This window comes from Streptomyces sp. NPDC059371, from assembly GCF_042751995.1.
Lineage (GTDB): Bacteria > Actinomycetota > Actinomycetes > Streptomycetales > Streptomycetaceae > Streptomyces.
In genome coordinates this window covers 73,029-88,980 of the sequence record NZ_JBHYXD010000030.1, presented here as the reverse complement: position 1 = coordinate 88,980, position 15,952 = coordinate 73,029, and the positions used below count along the sequence as shown (strand labels likewise).

At 67.5% G+C, this 15,952-nt stretch carries 12 protein-coding genes and 3 pseudogenes; 6 read left to right on the top strand and 9 right to left on the bottom strand.

Annotated features, from left to right (window positions below; translation table 11 throughout):
• Positions 1-195: 195 nt before the first annotated feature.
• The 9 genes and pseudogenes from ACFXGX_RS19365 to ACFXGX_RS19325 form a co-directional block, all read right to left on the bottom strand.
• Positions 196-762: a type 1 glutamine amidotransferase domain-containing protein gene (locus ACFXGX_RS19365; protein WP_384792347.1), complete on the bottom strand. Its 567-nt coding sequence runs from the start codon at positions 760-762 to the stop codon at positions 196-198.
• A gap of 1,652 nt (positions 763-2,414) precedes the next feature.
• Positions 2,415-3,164, bottom strand: a pseudogene (locus ACFXGX_RS19360) (transposase family protein).
• A 166-nt stretch (positions 3,165-3,330) separates the two neighbouring features.
• A complete protein-coding gene (locus tag ACFXGX_RS19355; RefSeq protein ID WP_384792362.1) occupies positions 3,331-4,407 on the bottom strand; it encodes a hypothetical protein in 1,077 nt (358 codons plus the stop codon).
• A 372-nt stretch (positions 4,408-4,779) separates the two neighbouring features.
• The gene (locus tag ACFXGX_RS19350; RefSeq protein WP_384792343.1) at positions 4,780-5,808 is read right to left on the bottom strand and encodes an SPFH domain-containing protein; all 1,029 of its coding nucleotides are present in this window, start codon (positions 5,806-5,808) and stop codon (positions 4,780-4,782) included.
• 4 nt (positions 5,809-5,812) lie between these two features.
• Positions 5,813-6,244 carry an NfeD family protein gene (locus ACFXGX_RS19345; protein ID WP_384792340.1) on the bottom strand — a complete coding sequence of 144 codons (432 nt, stop codon included), beginning with the start codon at positions 6,242-6,244 and terminating at the stop codon, positions 5,813-5,815.
• 719 nt (positions 6,245-6,963) lie between these two features.
• Positions 6,964-7,488 (bottom strand): DUF3618 domain-containing protein, encoded by a 525-nt coding sequence (locus tag ACFXGX_RS19340; protein WP_384792337.1) that lies wholly within the window; start codon positions 7,486-7,488, stop codon positions 6,964-6,966.
• A pseudogene (locus ACFXGX_RS19335) lies at positions 7,485-7,745 on the bottom strand (phage holin family protein); the annotation flags it as partial. The pseudogene ACFXGX_RS19335 and the gene ACFXGX_RS19340, both read right to left, overlap by 4 nt.
• Before the next feature lie 4 nt (positions 7,746-7,749).
• Positions 7,750-8,088 (bottom strand): annotated as a pseudogene (locus tag ACFXGX_RS19330) (thioredoxin family protein).
• 570 nt (positions 8,089-8,658) lie between these two features.
• Positions 8,659-9,798 carry a PucR family transcriptional regulator gene (locus ACFXGX_RS19325; protein ID WP_384792334.1) on the bottom strand — a complete coding sequence of 380 codons (1,140 nt, stop codon included), beginning with the start codon at positions 9,796-9,798 and terminating at the stop codon, positions 8,659-8,661.
• Positions 9,799-9,885: 87 nt separating this feature from the next.
• Here ACFXGX_RS19325 and ACFXGX_RS19320 point away from each other — a divergent pair, with 87 nt between their 5' ends.
• From ACFXGX_RS19320 to tnpB, 6 genes are all read left to right on the top strand, one after another.
• Complete coding sequence (locus ACFXGX_RS19320; protein ID WP_384792332.1) at positions 9,886-10,941, top strand: ferredoxin reductase; 1,056 nt, start codon at positions 9,886-9,888, stop codon at positions 10,939-10,941.
• A 7-nt stretch (positions 10,942-10,948) separates the two neighbouring features.
• Positions 10,949-12,067, top strand: a complete 1,119-nt coding sequence (locus ACFXGX_RS19315; RefSeq protein ID WP_384792329.1) for a fatty acid desaturase family protein — start codon at positions 10,949-10,951, stop codon at positions 12,065-12,067.
• Between the two features lie 371 nt (positions 12,068-12,438).
• A complete protein-coding gene (locus tag ACFXGX_RS19310; protein WP_384792326.1) occupies positions 12,439-13,020 on the top strand; it encodes a dihydrofolate reductase family protein in 582 nt (193 codons plus the stop codon).
• A 472-nt stretch (positions 13,021-13,492) separates the two neighbouring features.
• Complete coding sequence (locus ACFXGX_RS19305) at positions 13,493-13,705, top strand: hypothetical protein (protein ID WP_384792323.1); 213 nt, start codon at positions 13,493-13,495, stop codon at positions 13,703-13,705.
• A gap of 214 nt (positions 13,706-13,919) precedes the next feature.
• Complete coding sequence (locus tag ACFXGX_RS19300; RefSeq protein ID WP_384792320.1) at positions 13,920-14,495, top strand: IS607 family transposase; 576 nt, start codon at positions 13,920-13,922, stop codon at positions 14,493-14,495.
• Positions 14,492-15,943, top strand: a complete 1,452-nt coding sequence (gene tnpB, locus ACFXGX_RS19295; RefSeq protein ID WP_384792317.1) for an IS607 family element RNA-guided endonuclease TnpB — start codon at positions 14,492-14,494, stop codon at positions 15,941-15,943. Before ACFXGX_RS19300 ends, tnpB begins: the two co-directional genes overlap by 4 nt.
• Positions 15,944-15,952 lie beyond the last annotated feature (9 nt).

Here is a 15,952-nt window from a genome sequence, read left to right as displayed (position 1 = left end):
GACCACGGCGACGCCCGCCACCGTCACCCACAGGGCACCGTCGGACGAAACGGACAATACGATGTCCGCTTCGTCGATCATGAATGCCGTGTACCCGGCTTCGACACAAGACACCGTCTCGGTCGCATGGGATCGGGAGCCTCGCTCCTCACGCGCGACGGACCAGGCGCGCGGCCCCGGGCGGCGCCCCTGCGCTCAGGAGCCGACCAGGGCCTTGCCGACGGCGCCGAGGAAATCGTCGAGATCCTTCGGCGTCCGGGACGTGACCAGCGTGTAGCCATTCGCGCTGTCGCTCACGACGGCCTCGTCGACCCATGCCTTGGCCCCGGCGTTTCGGGCATCGGTGCGTACCGATGGATAGGAGGTCAGGGTCTTGCCGTTCAGGACGTCGGCTTCCACCAACGCCCAGGGTCCGTGGCAGATCGCGGCAATCGGGCGGCCCGACGCCGCAAACGCCCTGATCGTGTCGAGGGCCTTGGGCTGCAGGCGGAGCTGGTCGGCATTGATGGTGCCGCCAGGGACCAGCAGCAGCTGATGGGTGCTGGGATCCAGTGTCTCGAACGTGGTGGTGGGTTCCACCGTCTCGCCGGGATCCCGGTCGCCGACGAGCGTCTGGATAGGGTCTGGGTTCACGGCTGCGATGGTGACGTCCGCGCCGTCCTCCCGTAGTCGGCGCACCGGTACTAGCAACTCGTCCTGCTCAACCCCGTAGTTGGTGACAAGTACCAGAACGCGGTGACCGTTGAGCGGCTTGTCAGACATGATCATTCACCTTTCCCTTGTCCGGAAGCCCGTGCGCCGTGGGCCAGTAGTTGCGCGCCCTTTCACGGAACCAGCACCGAGTCCGTATGGATTTCCGCAGAACGCGATCGCCTACGGGCGACACCCACGAGCCGATCCGGTCAGAACCCGTCGCTGGATCCTGCCATTGACCTCACTGGCCAATTGACTGCCTTGAGCTTTCGTCTCGGGGGTAGCGCCCGCCGTGGCGAGCGTGCCGTCGACCGTCTCCAGTGCACACGTACGAACGACTGAACTGTTCCAGATCACGCAGCTGCTCCATCTGGAGGCCTTCGGCGGCCGAGCCGATGTCCTGATCGCCGCCGCGGGTCCTCGATCACCCCGCTGTACACGAGGTCGAGGGCACCAAGATGGGCGATCGCGTTGGCACAGCCCACGCTGTAGTCCTTTCACAAGCGGTCTGCGGCCCCCACGGCAGGGACTCTCCGAGTGTCAGGCGGCGATCGTTTGAGGGCGTGCAGGCGCTGCTGAAGAACCCTGATGAGCGAGCCGGCGTCCTGCACCCTGAGGCCAGGGACGGATGGCGGGGGGCGACTCCGAAAGTCATCTCTACTTCTCCTGATCCCATACAGTTTGCCCGCTCCAGGTACCCACGGTGAAAGGACGCAACCGCCGCTGCATTCCGAGCAGGTCGGCGGAAGGCGCGTGCGTGAGGCTGACGGTTCACCGCGCGGCTCCGCCGCCGGAGGGCATCAAGGGATGGGACGTGCTCCGCGAGGCCTCCCAGCGGAGCAGCATCAAGCCGTGTACGACGCGATTGAGGGAACCCAACCTCCGATGCCGATATTGGGTGAGGCGACAGACTCCCGAGCGGGCCGCGGTATCGACCCCCGCCCTGTCGTCCCAGGCACTCCGACCGCCACTGCGAGCATCCGCCGCGCTTTCCCGCGGCACGCCCTGGACGGTACCGCTAGCCGCGCGGCCCTCCTCGAGACGGTCGCCACCGCCCTCGCCCTCCAGCTGCGCCGCCGGAACCAGGCGGCCGCGGCCTCCCTGATCCTGTGCTCGCCGGGTGCACGACCCGGAAGAAGACCCGCAGACTCTCGCCGGCCTCAGCACACGATGACGGCCTCACGGGGCGATGGCGTACCGGCTGATCGACGCGGCTGGACTTCAGCGGGCCTCAGATCACCGGAATCACTCTGAAAGGCGAAGACCTGATCGCCACGGACCAGGTCGCCAAGCAGATTAACCTCGACCAGACACACGAAGGCTGCCTCGTCGCAGAAGAGGTCAGCGACCGCATCCCGCCAAGTTCGGAGCCAACGCGATCCGCCCTGCTGCGCGCCTCCTGAGCTCGCCCCCGCGGGATAGAACCCCATCACAGGCCGGCGACGCCGAGATCGCCACACGAGCCAAACGTCAGGACTCCCCAGACGATTCGGAGTAACGGGCAGTGCTGCTGGCGCTTCCCGACGGACGACCTCGCTGTCGATTCCCTACTCAGCGATCATTCGCGATTCCTAATTGGTAGCCGAGTCGTCGTGGGGCACCGGGCGGCCAATCACTGAAAGCCACAAGCGGCAGAGCATTTTGAACCACACCCGGCACCCTGGGTGGATGAACCATACGAGGGGCTCACCGCATCCCGCAGAACAACGTAGGGAGCTCTTTCAGCGTTGCCGCTCCAGGGTGAGGACCGCAGCCGCGATTGACGACATTCGATTTGGGCTGCAGCGCGCGTGATGGAAGATCCGCCAAGACTTCAGGCGGGCCACGCCTCGCTCGACCGGTGCCCGCGTTGCCGACAGCGCGCGGTTGACGGTGCGCTGGGTCGGTGACAGGTCACGACCGGGTGGGCGTCTGACCGGTGTCGTCACCCAGGGGCCGGCTCCAAGGTAGGCGCGGTCGGCGAGGATCGGGACGCCCTAGCGTTCGCAGATCCGGATGATCCGGTGGGTGCGGGCTGCGGTCAGGTCGTGGGTCCGGCCTGGCAGGGCGGGTGAAAACCACAGAACCCGGCCGGCTGGGTGGGTCACGACCCGGACGTTCACCCCGTGGCGTCGGTGTTTGGTGGAGTAGTCGGTCCGGCCACCGCCCAGGCGGTCGCATGCGGCGAGGGTGCCGTCGAGCAGGACGAAGTCCGGGTCGGCTTCACGCAGGACTTTGAGCAGGCCAGGTGCCCGCACCGCCAGCAGGTCGACCACGGTGTGGGTGTAGGCGTGGGCGGTGCCCACCGAGATGCCGAAGCCGGCGGCGATCTGCGCGAGGGTGTCGTGTTTGCGCAGGTACACCAAGGCGACCAGCGCGCGCTGGTGCGGTGGGAGCTTACAGCGGCGGTCACCCTCACGGGCTACGGTGAGCATGGTGACCCACTCGACCAGCGCGTGCGGCAGGTCGAGTGCGGCAGGGTGGGGAACCAACGAGGCTCCTGCGCCGACGGGTTGGGACTTCGAACATCTCCCCCAACGGCACAGGAGCCTCGTGCGTTGCGGGTCCCGCCGCCGTGAGGCGAACGGCTTGTCACACACCCTGACGCGGCGGCACTTCTGCCACCGACGGCGGAGGGTGTGTGACAGGCCCGGCAGCTCATTGGATCAGGTCGGTGTGCGGATGCTCGGGAGAGATGGGGCAGACGTAGATCTGCATGTTGTCGGTGCTGCCGACTTCGACCTTGGTCGGCTGCGAGGGGCGCTGGCCACAGCAGCGACCGGCAGCGTTGACGGCGGCCTGGTCTTCGTGAGGCGCCCAGCTGTGTCCCTCGCCGCCGTCCCATTCGTAGGAGGCGATGGTCAGCAGCGGGACCATCTGCACATCACAGACAGTGCAGTACCGGGGGTAGGGGTCGGTGCGGCCCCATGGAGGCCAGCCGCCGACCTTCCAGCCGGGCGAGTCAGCCAGATGCTCGTCATAAAAGTCCCGCGGGTATTCCGCGTAGGAGCTGTCCACGCCGGCGCCGGCTGCCTGCCATCTGCTCCAGTCCTCCACCATCAGCCGCATCTGCGGGCTCAGGTCGAGGCTGTCGGGGTATTCGGCGATCTCTTCCGGTGCCAGCACGCACGGTTCCGGCACATAGCCTTCATAGTTCACCTCGTACGGCTCGGGCGGTGTGACGAGGATGTCGCCGACCTCGGCGGCGGACCGCCAGAACAGTGCGGTCGACGGCTTCCAATCCGGATCGTGGTCGTAGGGGCACCACAGAACCTGGAGCAGATCGGCCTGTCCGGGCGGCCGCAGCAGGGGTATGTCGCGCAGATACAGCTGGGCCATGGGCAGCATGGGGACCGGGCAGTCCGCGGGCAACGGAGGGCCGGCGTCGAGCCGCTCCGCGAGCCTCGCGGCGTTCCGCTCCTTGACCGCCGCCTCCTCGGGTGTTGTCCCAGGACCATCGTGATCACCGTGCCACCGAGCCCGCATGCGCCTCATGAGCCGCACGTCGTCCGGTGACTCGCGGAACCCACTGTCACGGTGCAGGTGCGAGGCTTCGCAGTGCGGCCACGGCTCCTCCACCGGCCACAGCAAAGGCCCCCCGACCGAGCTCTCCCCGACCGAAGGCGACCCGGGACGAGGATGCAGCCGAATCGCAGGACGCGCCAACGGCACCAGCTCGGGAAAGACCGCGGTCACGTCCACGGGCCGCGGCGGAGTAGTACGTACGAAAACCATGCCGGTGATCCTGTCACCAGCCACTGACAACCCCTGGCCGCCTCAACCGGCTTCGGTGACAACGGTGTTCAGCCGGTCAAGTCCAACGCATGCAGCCCCGGCCACAGCGATAGCAAGCCCGCCTATGTGACAACCAGCGTGCTTCGGCCCAGCCATCACCCGATCAGTGGCCACTCTGAAAAAGCTCAGTGACCGGCCTGTCGGTCATGATCCCATCTACTCGTAGCGGGCACGGTTCCCAGCCCGGCATTGCGGGCTAGCATCAGCCTCCAGAGCCTGTTCCGCAGCTTCCGTCTCGGTGACCGCGTAGGCCTCGTAAGAGCTCCCGCCTGCGGTCTCCGGTGAGCCCGTATGAACCCACCGGAACTGGCTTCAGCGAGGCGGGTGAGACGGGAGTGCATCACCCTCGGCCTTGGCTGCGTCGGCGAGGGCCGCGGCTGCGGCTTCTTCCGCCTGAGCCTTGTCGTTCGCGGCCTGGGCGACCATGTCGTCCGGGGGCTTCTCGCGCGTGGCCGGTGACTGAGGCAACACCTCGCTGAAGGCGCGGGACACGCCCTGGAGTGCGGAGGTGATCTCGCTGGGGATCACCCAGAAATTGTTGCCCGAGCCTTGCGCGAGTTGGGGCAGCGTCTGAAGGTACTGGTAGGCGAGCAGCTTGGGGTCGGGATCGTTGCGATGCACGGCCTGGAACACCTCGTCGATCGCCCGGGACTGGCCCTCGGCCTGGAGGATCGCAGCGGTCCGATTACCTTCCGCACGCAGGACGGCAGCCTGCTTGTCGCCTTCGGCGGTGAGGATCTGCGACTGGCGCTGCCCCTCAGCCCCGAGGATCGCGGCCCGCTTGTCCCGCTCGGCTCGCATCTGCTTCTGCATGGCGTCCTTGATGGACTGCGGAGGGTCGATGGCCTTGATCTCCACCCGGTTGACCCTCAACCCCCATTTTCCGGTGGCTTCGTCCAACACGCCACGAAGCTGGCTGTTGATGGTGTCTCGTGAAGTGAGCGTCTTCTCCAGGTCCATGGACCCCACGACATTGCGCAGGGTGGTGACGGTGAGCTGCTCGACCGCCTGAAGGAAATTTGCGATCTCGTAAAAGGCCGCGCGTGGGTCGGTGACCTGGAAATACAGAACGGTGTCGATCTCGACAACCAGATTGTCTTCGGTGATGACAGGCTGTGGCTTGAAGGAAACGACCTGTTCGCGCAGATCGATCACCGGGCGAACGCGATCGATGTAAGGGATTACTAGGCTAAGGCCGGGATTCAGAGTCCGGTGGTAGCGGCCGAGCCGCTCGACATTACGAGCGCGCGCCTGGGGCACGATCCGGACCGCCCGCACCACGGTGAAAACCGCGATCAGCGCCACGATCAGGCCGGCAATCAAGAACGCCGAGGTTTCCATGGTTTCAGTCCCGGGGGTAGACAATCGCGGTAGCGCCGCTGATCTCCATGACGTCGACAATCTTTCCAGGAGGAATCACCAACGTCTCGTCGTATGCGCGGGCCGTCCACTCCTCACCATCGATGCGGACCCTGCCACCCAGACCCGTCACCTCCGAGACGACATACGCACCTCTGCCGATCAGCGCGTCTACGCCGAACCTCTCCGCCTGGGGCTGGAGAATGTGGCGCAGCGCAATGGGACGCACAAACAGCACGCTGGCTGTCGCTACGACGGAGAACATCAAGAACTGCAACGGCAGTGGCAGTCCGACCGCGGCGGACCCCGCCGTGACCAACGCGGCCGCACTCAGCATTCCGAGCGCAGCAGTAACGGTGAAGATCTCGGCCGCAGCCAACACGGCCGCGATGATCAACCAGATCAGCCATGGATCCATCGCGTGCCTCTTCTGGCCGGTGTGGTGCGGAGGACCTCACTCCCACTGCACCCCGATACGGGACAGCCCCTGGAGAAGGAAACCTTGCCGAAGCATCTGAGGCAATGTGCACCCAGAGCAAGCTCCCTCTCCTCTCTGTATCAACTTTACCCGTAGGGAAAGACCGCGAATTTGCCTGTAGGGGATGACCCGCGAACTCCTCAGCACGGGCCAGCCGGGTACGAAGATCCCCTACCCGCTGCCGTTGAGCACCAGCAATGGTGCTCGGTACGAGGCGGGGTATAGAGCGGATGGTCTGCAGGCTCAGTGTGCACATGGCCGCCCATGGCATAGCGAGTTCCGCGGCCTTCATGCGGGATTGCCGTTTGTCAAGCAACGTGCCGAAAGACAGCGCGTCGGAACTGTCCGACGCAACCCGGGCCCAAGTAGCGACGCGGCGGCGTTTTCGCCGGTCGGGGCGGTCCCGATCACGGTGTTGCGAGCGCTCGCCGGGTGGCGGGTACCGGGACCGGGCCGGAACACGAGCTCGCCTGGACCTCCCGCTGCATCGCCGCGAAGTGATCACCCTTCACCCGCCGGGCATCCCCGAGACTCTCCCCCGCGAACGACTGACGGAGACTATGCCGTTGTGGCCACGGGCGTGGCGGCTGGCATGTTCCTGACCGATGCCGACCTGCACCTGAAGACGGTACGGTTCGGCGACGAGGACGGAGTGGTCCTCACGGTCTCTGGCCGATGAGCCGCGCTGTTGTCGTGGCCCGTTCGGGTGAATGTAGCGTCGTATGCGCTGCCTTCAGGCTTCTGTGCGGCCGTCGCGGTTCTCGAAATCGCGCCGGACCCGGCCCCATCATCGTCTGCAGCGTCCGGTGGTCCCGCGCCGGCTGCGCGGACCGAGCCGTCTTCTGCCGCAGGGGTTCGGGTGCCTTCTCGTCCCACATCCGACCGACCCGAGCCGTCGTGGCGCGGACCTGCCCGGTCGCCTGGGCGGCCTTGTCCTTGACCGAGTCGGGCAGCTTGCCCTGGACCTGAGAGGCGGCCTTCGCGGCCTGAGCCTTGAGCTCGCCAGCCTCGAGGACTGCCTGCTCCCTCAGTGCGCTGGCCTTTTGCTGGACGCGGGCCTTGACGTCGGTCCTGTCCGCGAGGGCCTGGACGGTCTGCCCGAGATCGCGGCGGGTGTGCTCGATCTGTTCACGAAGCTGATCGGGGCTGGGCGCGCTCTGCCGCTCGGCGGGCGTCTGGGTCATCGGTGTGCGCTCCTCTTGATCTCGGCCACATCGGCCTTGACGTTCTCGATCGCGCTCTGGGGCGTCGGAGGGGCGGCATTGCCGATCTGCTTCTTCCCGCTCAAGGCCAGGACGACGGCGATCACACCAAGCACGGCGGTGACGATGAGGGCCGCGGCCCACACCGGCAGCACCAGGGCCACGGGCGCGATCACGGCGGCGACGAATGCCTGCAACATCAGGAAGCCGACCAGGGAGGCACCGCCGAAGAGCCCGCCGCGCTCAGAGGTGGCCGTCCAGGAACTTCCGTACCTCGGCGATGGTCATAGGACCCCTTGCCGCGCGCCACCGCCTCTCCCTCCTTCAGCAGGACGTAGGACGGGGCTCCTGTTATCCCGTATCGCTCGGTTGCCGCCGGACAACGCGTGATGTCGGCACGGACGCCGTCAGGCGGCCCGTGTAGTCGTCGGCGATGCCACCCACGACGAGGTCCATCACCCGGCAGGGCTCGATTGCCTTGGGCCATGTCCCGGTGAAGTAGCCGAAGACCGGAACTCCGCTCATCCCGAGGATGAAATGGAACTCCGCGTCCTCACGGGGTCGGTGAACCCGCTTCGCCATGGAAGCTCCTGACGTTCCGTCATTCCATCCCCCTCATCCCTCGCGGTGTGCCGGGCCGACCGGGTCGGTCGTCCGGTTGACCTGTCGGAAGGGAGGTACGGGGCCGTCGCAGAACCACGGTGGCCCCCGGCGGGGCGGCCCGGCCCCCCGCCCCTCGTGACCCGGCCTGGCCGCCCCGCCGGTCACTCAGTTGCAGCCCGCCGTGCGCCCGTGGGTCAGCTCGTGCCAGGACGGCGCCCTACACGACGACATGAAAGCTGTTTTCCAGGACATAGCTGCCCAGATCGCCGACCAGTGCTCGATGAGCGCGTCGACGAGCGGCCGGTGCGCATCGTCCACCAGATCCAGTCGTGTCGTATCCGCCACCGCGCTTCTCAGAGACAGCGCCCCCAACGGGCTTCCCGAGACCTTGTCTGGGCTTCACATCAACCCCCGGTCTCAGCTGGCGAATACCGCTCTTCCCTGGGCCGTATGAACCACCTGATGGCACCGAGAACGAGGCACGATTCCTGGACCGCTCGCGGACGCGGTCGTGGACCCGGACGCGGTCGTGGACGGTCGAAGTCCGCGTCAGGTGACCCGAAGACCGACCGCCAGCGTCAGTTCAAGAACCCGGTGTGGCGATGCGAGATCCGGAAACAGCTCCCGCAGCTGCGACATCCGGTACCGGACCGTCTGGGGATGGACGAACAACTCCGCCGCCACCTCGTCCCGTCTGCCCTGGTGCAGCAGCCACGCCCGCAAGGTCTCCTCCAGCCGCCGTGCGGTCGCGACAGGCAAGGTCCGCAACGGTGCGAGAGCTCGGGCACGCAGGTCTGCGAACGCGTCCGCGTCGGCGCTCAGCACCAGCTCGGGCAGGTGGTTTTCGGTGTCGCGAATATCAGAGGACAGGGAGCGCGCGCGTACGGCTCGTGCGTACGAGGCGGACGCTCGAGTCCACGGCCGGGCCGGGCCGACCACGGCGGTGCGGTCGGTCAGCTGCCGCAAGAGATGTGATCTGTCGGCATCGGGGACGAGCAGCACACCGGTGGCGTCCGGCAGATCGTCGAGGACAAGGGTGCTCGGGTCGAGCGCGCGGTAGGCAGGCCGGGCCTGAGCAGCGGGCAGCAGGACCGCGGTCAGTGAAGCCGGAGGCTGCCACCCGGCCCGTTGAACAGAGGCCAGCAGCACGTCCGGGCTCGCGCCGGCGAGGAGGTCGCGGGCCAGGTGTTCCAGGTGGCGCTCGTGGGCCCTGCCCTGGGCAGCCAGTTCGTCGGCGTGGCCCGCGGCGCTCGCGGCGGAGAGCTCGTCGATGTAGGCGAAGGTCAGCTCGGCAAACTTGGCGACCTCGGCGGCGGGCAGACCTGCGGGTACGGCACCCGCTGCCAGGCATCGCCAGGCCACGCGGGCGCCGACGCGGTAGGCGCTGAGCAGGGCGTCCATCGATCGGCCGTCGCGCACCTCGCCGCGGCCCAGCTCGTAGGCTGCGTCACCGCCGTCGCCGCCCGTGGCGTTCCCGCTCGCGAGGTCCAGGTAGTGCCCCAGGGCGGTGCGGACGGCTTTGCGGATGGTGCCGCCCATGCGGCCCGAAAGGGCGTTGGCGTAGGGAGGGACCTCGTCGATGATCGCCTGGACGACCTCGTCGGCGGTGCTCTTCAGCGCGGCCCGTAGTGCGGTGACCGTCGTCTCGTCCAGGGCCAGTTCGCTGGCCCTCCGGATTGCATGGTTCACGTTTTTGTTCCCTGCGAACAATTCTGCCGACCAGATTTACGTCCTGCGGTCAGGACTTTACGCCTTGAGGCGCAGCAAGCTGGAGTCATGACGAGTGCAACCCTCCGCAGCAGGGCGTGGAAACTGCTGGAGATGGTCACGACGCCGCTGCTGCCGTCGGACTACCTCGACCTGGTCAGCCCGCTGCGTACGGGCGCTGACCTGCGCGGGCGCATCGAGGCCGTGAACCCCGAGACGAATGATGCCGCGACTGTCGTGATCAGACCGGGACGGGGCTGGCGCGGCCACACAGCCGGTCAGTACGTGCGGATCGGGGTCGACGTCGACGGCGTGCGCCTGTGGCGTGCCTACTCCATCACCTCACCGACAGACCGCGAGGACGCCCGCGTCACGATCACCGTGAAGGCGATCCCGGACGGCAAGGTCAGCAACCACCTGGTCCGCAGGGCGAAACCGGGCACGCTGATCCAGCTCGACCATCCGACCGGTGACTTCGTGCTGCCGCAGGCCAAGCCCGCCAAGGTGCTCTACCTGACGGCCGGCAGCGGCATCACGCCCGTGATGGGCATGCTGCGCGACACCGAGTTCGACGACGTCGTCATGGTCCACTGCGCGCCACAGCCGCAAGACGTGATCTTCCGCAACGAACTGCACGACCTGGTCGCGGACAAGAAGCTGCGGCTCACCGAGGTGCACACCGACACGGACGGCATGCTCGACATCGCCCGTCTCGACGAACTCGTGCCCGACTGGGCCGAGCGCGAGACCTGGGCCTGCGGGCCCTCGGGCCTGCTCGACGCCGCCGAAGAGCACTGGACCGAGCACGGCGTCCCAGAGCGCCTGCACACCGAACGCTTCCGCCCCAGCATCGTCGTCGCCGGCGACGGCGGCGAGGTCACCTTCAGCACCACCGGCAAGACCGTCGACGCGGACGGCGCGACGCCGTTGCTGGACATCGGCGAGGAGGCCGGCGTGCTCATGCCCTCCGGGTGCCGCATGGGCATCTGCTTCGGCTGCGTCACGCCGCTCAAGGCGGGCGCCGTCCGCGATCTGCGCACCGGTGAGATCACCGAGGCCGAGCCGGGCGTCCTCATCCAGACCTGCGTGTCCGCCGCGGCGGGCCCCTGCGACATCGAACGGTAGGAGCACCTTGACCGCCATCGACCCCACCGCCCACCTGACCGCGGAGCAGATCGAGGAACTCGGCCGCGAGCTGGACGCGATCCGCGACGAGGTGATCGCCGGCCGCGGCGAGAAAGACGCCGCCTACATCCGCAAGGTCATCTCGGCGCAGCGCAAACTCGAGCTGGTCAGCAGGGGCGTGCTGCTGTTCTCGATCTTCCCGCCCGCGTGGGTCCTCGGTACCGCCGGGCTGTCCGTGGCGAAGATCATGGACAACATGGAGATCGGCCACAACATCCTGCACGGCCAGTGGGACTGGATGCGGGACCCGAAGATCCACTCCACCACCTGGGAGTGGGATCACGTCTCGCCGTCCGAGCAGTGGAAGCACTCGCACAACGAACTGCACCACACGTACACCAACGTGATCGGCAAGGACAACGACCTCGGCTACGGCATCATGCGCGTCGACGAGGACCAGAAGTGGCACCCCTTCCACCTCGGCCAGCCGTTGTGGAACTTCCTCAACGCCTGCTTCTTCGAGTACGGCATCGCGGCGTACGACCTGGAGCTCGGCAAGAACCTGCACAAGCGCCGCCGCAAGAACCCGGAGTTCCGCGAGCGGGCCAGGGCCGTGGGCCGCAAGATCCGCAAGCAGGTGCTCAAGGACTACGTGATCCACCCGCTGCTGTCGGGTCCCTCATTCCTCCCCACGCTAGCCGCCACGTTCACCGCCAACCTGGTCCGCAACATCTGGACCCACTCGGTGATCATGTGCGGGCACTTCCCCGAGGGCGTACAGGTCTTCGAGCGCCGGTCGATCAGGGGCGAGACGCGCGGCCAGTGGTACCTGCGCCAGATGATGGGCTCGGCGAACATCAGCGGCAGCAAGGCCATGCACTTCATGACCGGCAACCTGTCGCACCAGATCGAGCACCACCTGTTCCCGGACCTGCCGAGCAACCGGTACGCCGAGGTCGCGGTGAAGGTACGCGCCCTGTTCGAGAAGTACGAGCTGGAGTACGTCACCGGGCCGCTGCCCAAGCAGGTGTTCTCCGCGTGGCACAAGGTCTTCCGGCTCTCGCTCCCGAACAAGAAACCCAAGGTCAAGACGCCGGACCGCGAGCAGGAGCTCGTCGCGGCCTGATTCCCGGTATCGGTTCCGATCTTTCGGCCGTACCGGCGGCACCGCCGGGTTCGGTGAGATCCGTTGCGGACGGTGGGCAGCCGCGACATCAGACCGTACGACACGGAGTCCGGGCAGCCCGGTGTCCGGCTGGGCTGCCGGGACGTACGCCAGGAGCTCAGCACACAGCCCCCGGCGAGGTGTTGCAGTGCGCTGACTTGCTTGTTCGCGATCAACCCCGCCCGACCGATCGACTGAGGCGACCTCGCCTGTGGCGCAGGCTACTTCGAACAGGCCCACTTCGGCCACGAGTTCCGGGCCCATTGATTCCTTACAAGAACGACAGCTCACGGCACGCTAATTTGGGGCACCCCGAAGCAGAGGAGAGCCCCGTGGGCAAGGTGGTCATGTACAGCTCGGTGTCGGTGGACGGCTTCGTCGCGGACGAGAATGACCAGCCCGGACCGCTGTTCGACTGGTTGTCCAGCGGTGACGTGCCGTTGGACGAGAGCGGCGTGGTGAAGGTGTCGCAGACGTCCTACGACTACACCCGGCCGTACTGGGACCAGATCGGGGTGACACTCGTCGGTCGCCACGTCTTCGACCTGACGGACGGCTGGGACGGGAAGCCTCCGGGCGGGATCGACCACGTGGTCGTCGTGACGCACCGGCCGGAACCCGAGGGCTGGGACCCCGAGGCGCCGTTTCACTTCGTCGACGGCGTCGAGGCAGCCATGGCCAAGGCGCAGGAGCTTGCGGGTGACCGCTTGGTCGAGGTCGCCGCCGGCGACGTCGGTGGCCAGGTGCTTGCCGCGGGCCTGATCGACGAGGTGCGCATGGACGTCGTACCCGTCGTGTTCGGGTCCGGCAAGCGCTACTTCGGGTCGGTCCACGCGCAGCACCTGTTGGAGGATCCTGACATGGTGATTCAGGGCAACCGGGTGCTTCACCTGCGCTATCGGGTGCGCCGTTGACCGATCTGAGCAGGGACGCGAAGAGGCGCACTGCGAACGGTGACACAAGATCGGGCCTCCGGCTGCGTTTACGCATCCCTGTCCCTGGTCGGGCAGCCGACGCCGATCCGCCCCACCACCGCACCTGCGGCAAGTGCAACTCACGATCACTGGTTGCCGGTTGCCGTCGTATCTTGGCCGCCCCCCGGAAGGGATGAGGGGGTGGCTTGAACGCGTTTGCGGGGTGAGCTGACGGAGCCGGCTACGGCGGGAGAACACGCCGGTCGGTCCGGTCAGCCGGGGCCAGTCGGGGGCGGCGGCAGAGCCCAGCGCAAAATCGCGGGGGCCGACCGGATGTGGATGACGCGCGCTCACCCGAGGCGGCTGATCCACCTGTCAATCCCTTTGCGTGAACGAGCAAGTCGCCCCTAGCGTGCAAGCGCATAGGAACCGTGCGCCAGGGCAGCGCGCCACCGAATGAGGAGCAACCGCCGTGGGAACCATGGTCTCGGTCAGGGGCTGGCTGGAGTGTGACGCCGGACAGCTGGCCCAGATCAGGGAGATCGTGGAAGCAGACGATCCGGAGCACACCTACAGTGGGGGCTGGGCCTTCCCCGCTCGGCAGTACAACAACGTCAGGTGGGCGTTCTATGGGGGCGACATCCGCGCGGTGTCCCTCGACTGGTTCGAGGAGAGGTTGCGTTAGATCGCCCAGATATCGGCCTCCTACCAGGATGACGCGTACGACGAGAGACCCCGGGGGCTGTTTCTGGTCAGCCACGACGTCGACGGCATAAGCGAGTGGAGGGTCCCCAACGGCGGCCTAGTGATCGGCCTCTCGTAATGAGGGTGACAGTTGTTACGCATTTTCTAGTCATTCATAGTCATCTCTAGTCGGATGTCTCACGTACCTTGGTCTTGTGAAGCTTTCGGAGTGGGCGCGTCAGCAGGGCGTGAGTTACCAGACCGCCTGGCGGTGGGTGAAGGACGGGAAGATGCCCGTGCCGGTCCGCCAGGCGCCGTCCGGGACGTGGCTGGTCGATGAGGTGGCCGCCCAGCCGTCCGGACGCGTGGTGGCGTACTGCCGCGTATCTTCAGCAGACCAGAGGGCCGACCTGGATCGGCAGGTCGCGCGGGTGGTGTCCGGCGCCAATGGACTGGGCCTGGCCGTCGCGGAAGTTGTGACCGAGGTCGGGTCAGGGCTGAACGGGCGCCGTCGCAAGCTGCACCGACTCCTCGCCGACCCGGGCACGGCCGTGATCGTGGTCGAGCACCGTGACCGGCTGGCCCGGTTCGGCGTCGAGCACCTGGAGGCCGCGCTGTCGGCGTCCGGCCGGCGCCTGGTCGTCCTCGACCCGATCGAGAGCGCAGACGATCTGGTGCGGGACGTCACCGAGGTGCTCACCTCCATGTGTGCCCGTCTGTACGGGCAGCGCGCGGCGAAGAACCGGGCCGCCCGCGCGGTGGCTGTGGCGACCGGCGAGGCCGCCGAGTGAAGAAGTTCCAGCCGCGGCCCGGGTTCGTGGTGCAGGCGTACCGCTTCGCGCTGGACCCGAACGCCGCCCAGGAGCACGCGCTGCGCTCGCACTGCGGTGCCGCCCGCGCGGCGTACAACTGGGCTGTCGGCTGGGTGACCGCCTCCTGGTGGCAACGCCGCGCGGAGGAGACATACGGCGTCCCGGAGGCGGACCTGACCGAGTGGCGGCCGTGGTCGCTGCCGGCGCTGAGGAAGGCGTTCAACGCGGCCAAGGACACCGACCCAAGGTTCGCCTCCTGGTGGGAGGAGAACTCCAAGGAGGCGTACTCCACCGGGCTGGCCAACGCTGCGGCGGCGTTCGACAACTACGCCAAGTCCAAGCAGGGCCGCCGTATGGGCAAGCGGGTCGGGATGCCCCGCTTCAAGTCGAAGCGGAAGGCGCGTCTGTCCTGCCGGTTCACCACCGGCACGATCCGTGTCGACGCCGACGGACGTCACGTCACCCTGCCCCGCCTCGGGACGATCCGCGTCCACGAGCCCACCGGTAAACTCCTGAGCCGCGTCCGGGCCGGGACCGCGCGCATCCTGTCGGCGACCGTCCGCCACGAGCGAGGACGATGGTTCGCCTCGTTCCAGGCGGAGGTGAAGCGGGACCTCTTCCGGGTCACCCGGCCTGATGTCGCGGTAGGCATCGACCTCGGCATCAAGACCCTGGCCGTCATGGCCGACAGCGCGGGCGAGGTCCGCGAGGTCCCCAACCCGCGGCACCTGAGCACCGCGCTGAAGCAGATGCGCCGCGCCTCTCGCGTCGTCTCCCGGCGTCGAGGCCCGGACCGGCACACCGGACAGAAGCCCTCCCGCAGGTGGGAGAAGGCCAACGCCCGGCGGAACAAGGTCCATCACCGCGTCGCGGACCTCCGCGCGGACGCCCTGCACAAGCTCACCACCGCCGTGACAGCCGAGTACGGCACCGTCGTGGTCGAAGACCTCAACGTCGCCGGCATGGTGAAGAACCGGCGCCTGGCCCGGCACATCGCCGACGCCGGGTTCGGTGAGATCCGCCGTCAGCTCACCTACAAAACCCGCCGGCGCCACGCCACCCGCATCATCGCGGCCGACCGCTGGTTCCCCTCCTCCAAGACCTGCTCCGGGTGCGGCGCGGTGAAAGCCAAGCTGCCGCTGCACATCCGGACCTACGCATGCGACGCCTGCGGCCTGGTCATCGACCGGGACACCAACGCGGCCCGCAACCTCGCCGCGGCAGCCTGCACGACTGGTACCGGAGTGGCCGGAGACCAGGACACCGCCCCGGCGGTGTCGAAGCCCCGTGGAGCCGACCACAAGACCCGCACCACCCGCCCCCGCCACAAAGCGGAGGCGGGGCGGGCAGGTGGCACAACCCTGCCGCACCAGCAGCAGACAGAAACGGGAGACCGTACTCAAGCCGAGCCCCTGATGCTCTGGTGACGTGACGGA

What these genes read in the sequence shown, in the direction of transcription:
- ACFXGX_RS19365 (WP_384792347.1), bottom strand. Translation starts at nt 762, where the DNA reads ATGTCTGACAAGCCGCTCAACGGTCACCGCGTTCTGGTACTTGTCACC.
- ACFXGX_RS19355 (WP_384792362.1), bottom strand. Translation starts at nt 4,407, where the DNA reads ATGGTTTTCGTACGTACTACTCCGCCGCGGCCCGTGGACGTGACCGCG.
- ACFXGX_RS19350 (WP_384792343.1), bottom strand. Translation starts at nt 5,808, where the DNA reads ATGGAAACCTCGGCGTTCTTGATTGCCGGCCTGATCGTGGCGCTGATC.
- ACFXGX_RS19345 (WP_384792340.1), bottom strand. Translation starts at nt 6,244, where the DNA reads ATGGATCCATGGCTGATCTGGTTGATCATCGCGGCCGTGTTGGCTGCG.
- ACFXGX_RS19340 (WP_384792337.1), bottom strand. Translation starts at nt 7,488, where the DNA reads ATGACCCAGACGCCCGCCGAGCGGCAGAGCGCGCCCAGCCCCGATCAG.
- ACFXGX_RS19320 (WP_384792332.1), top strand. Translation starts at nt 9,886, where the DNA reads ATGACGAGTGCAACCCTCCGCAGCAGGGCGTGGAAACTGCTGGAGATG.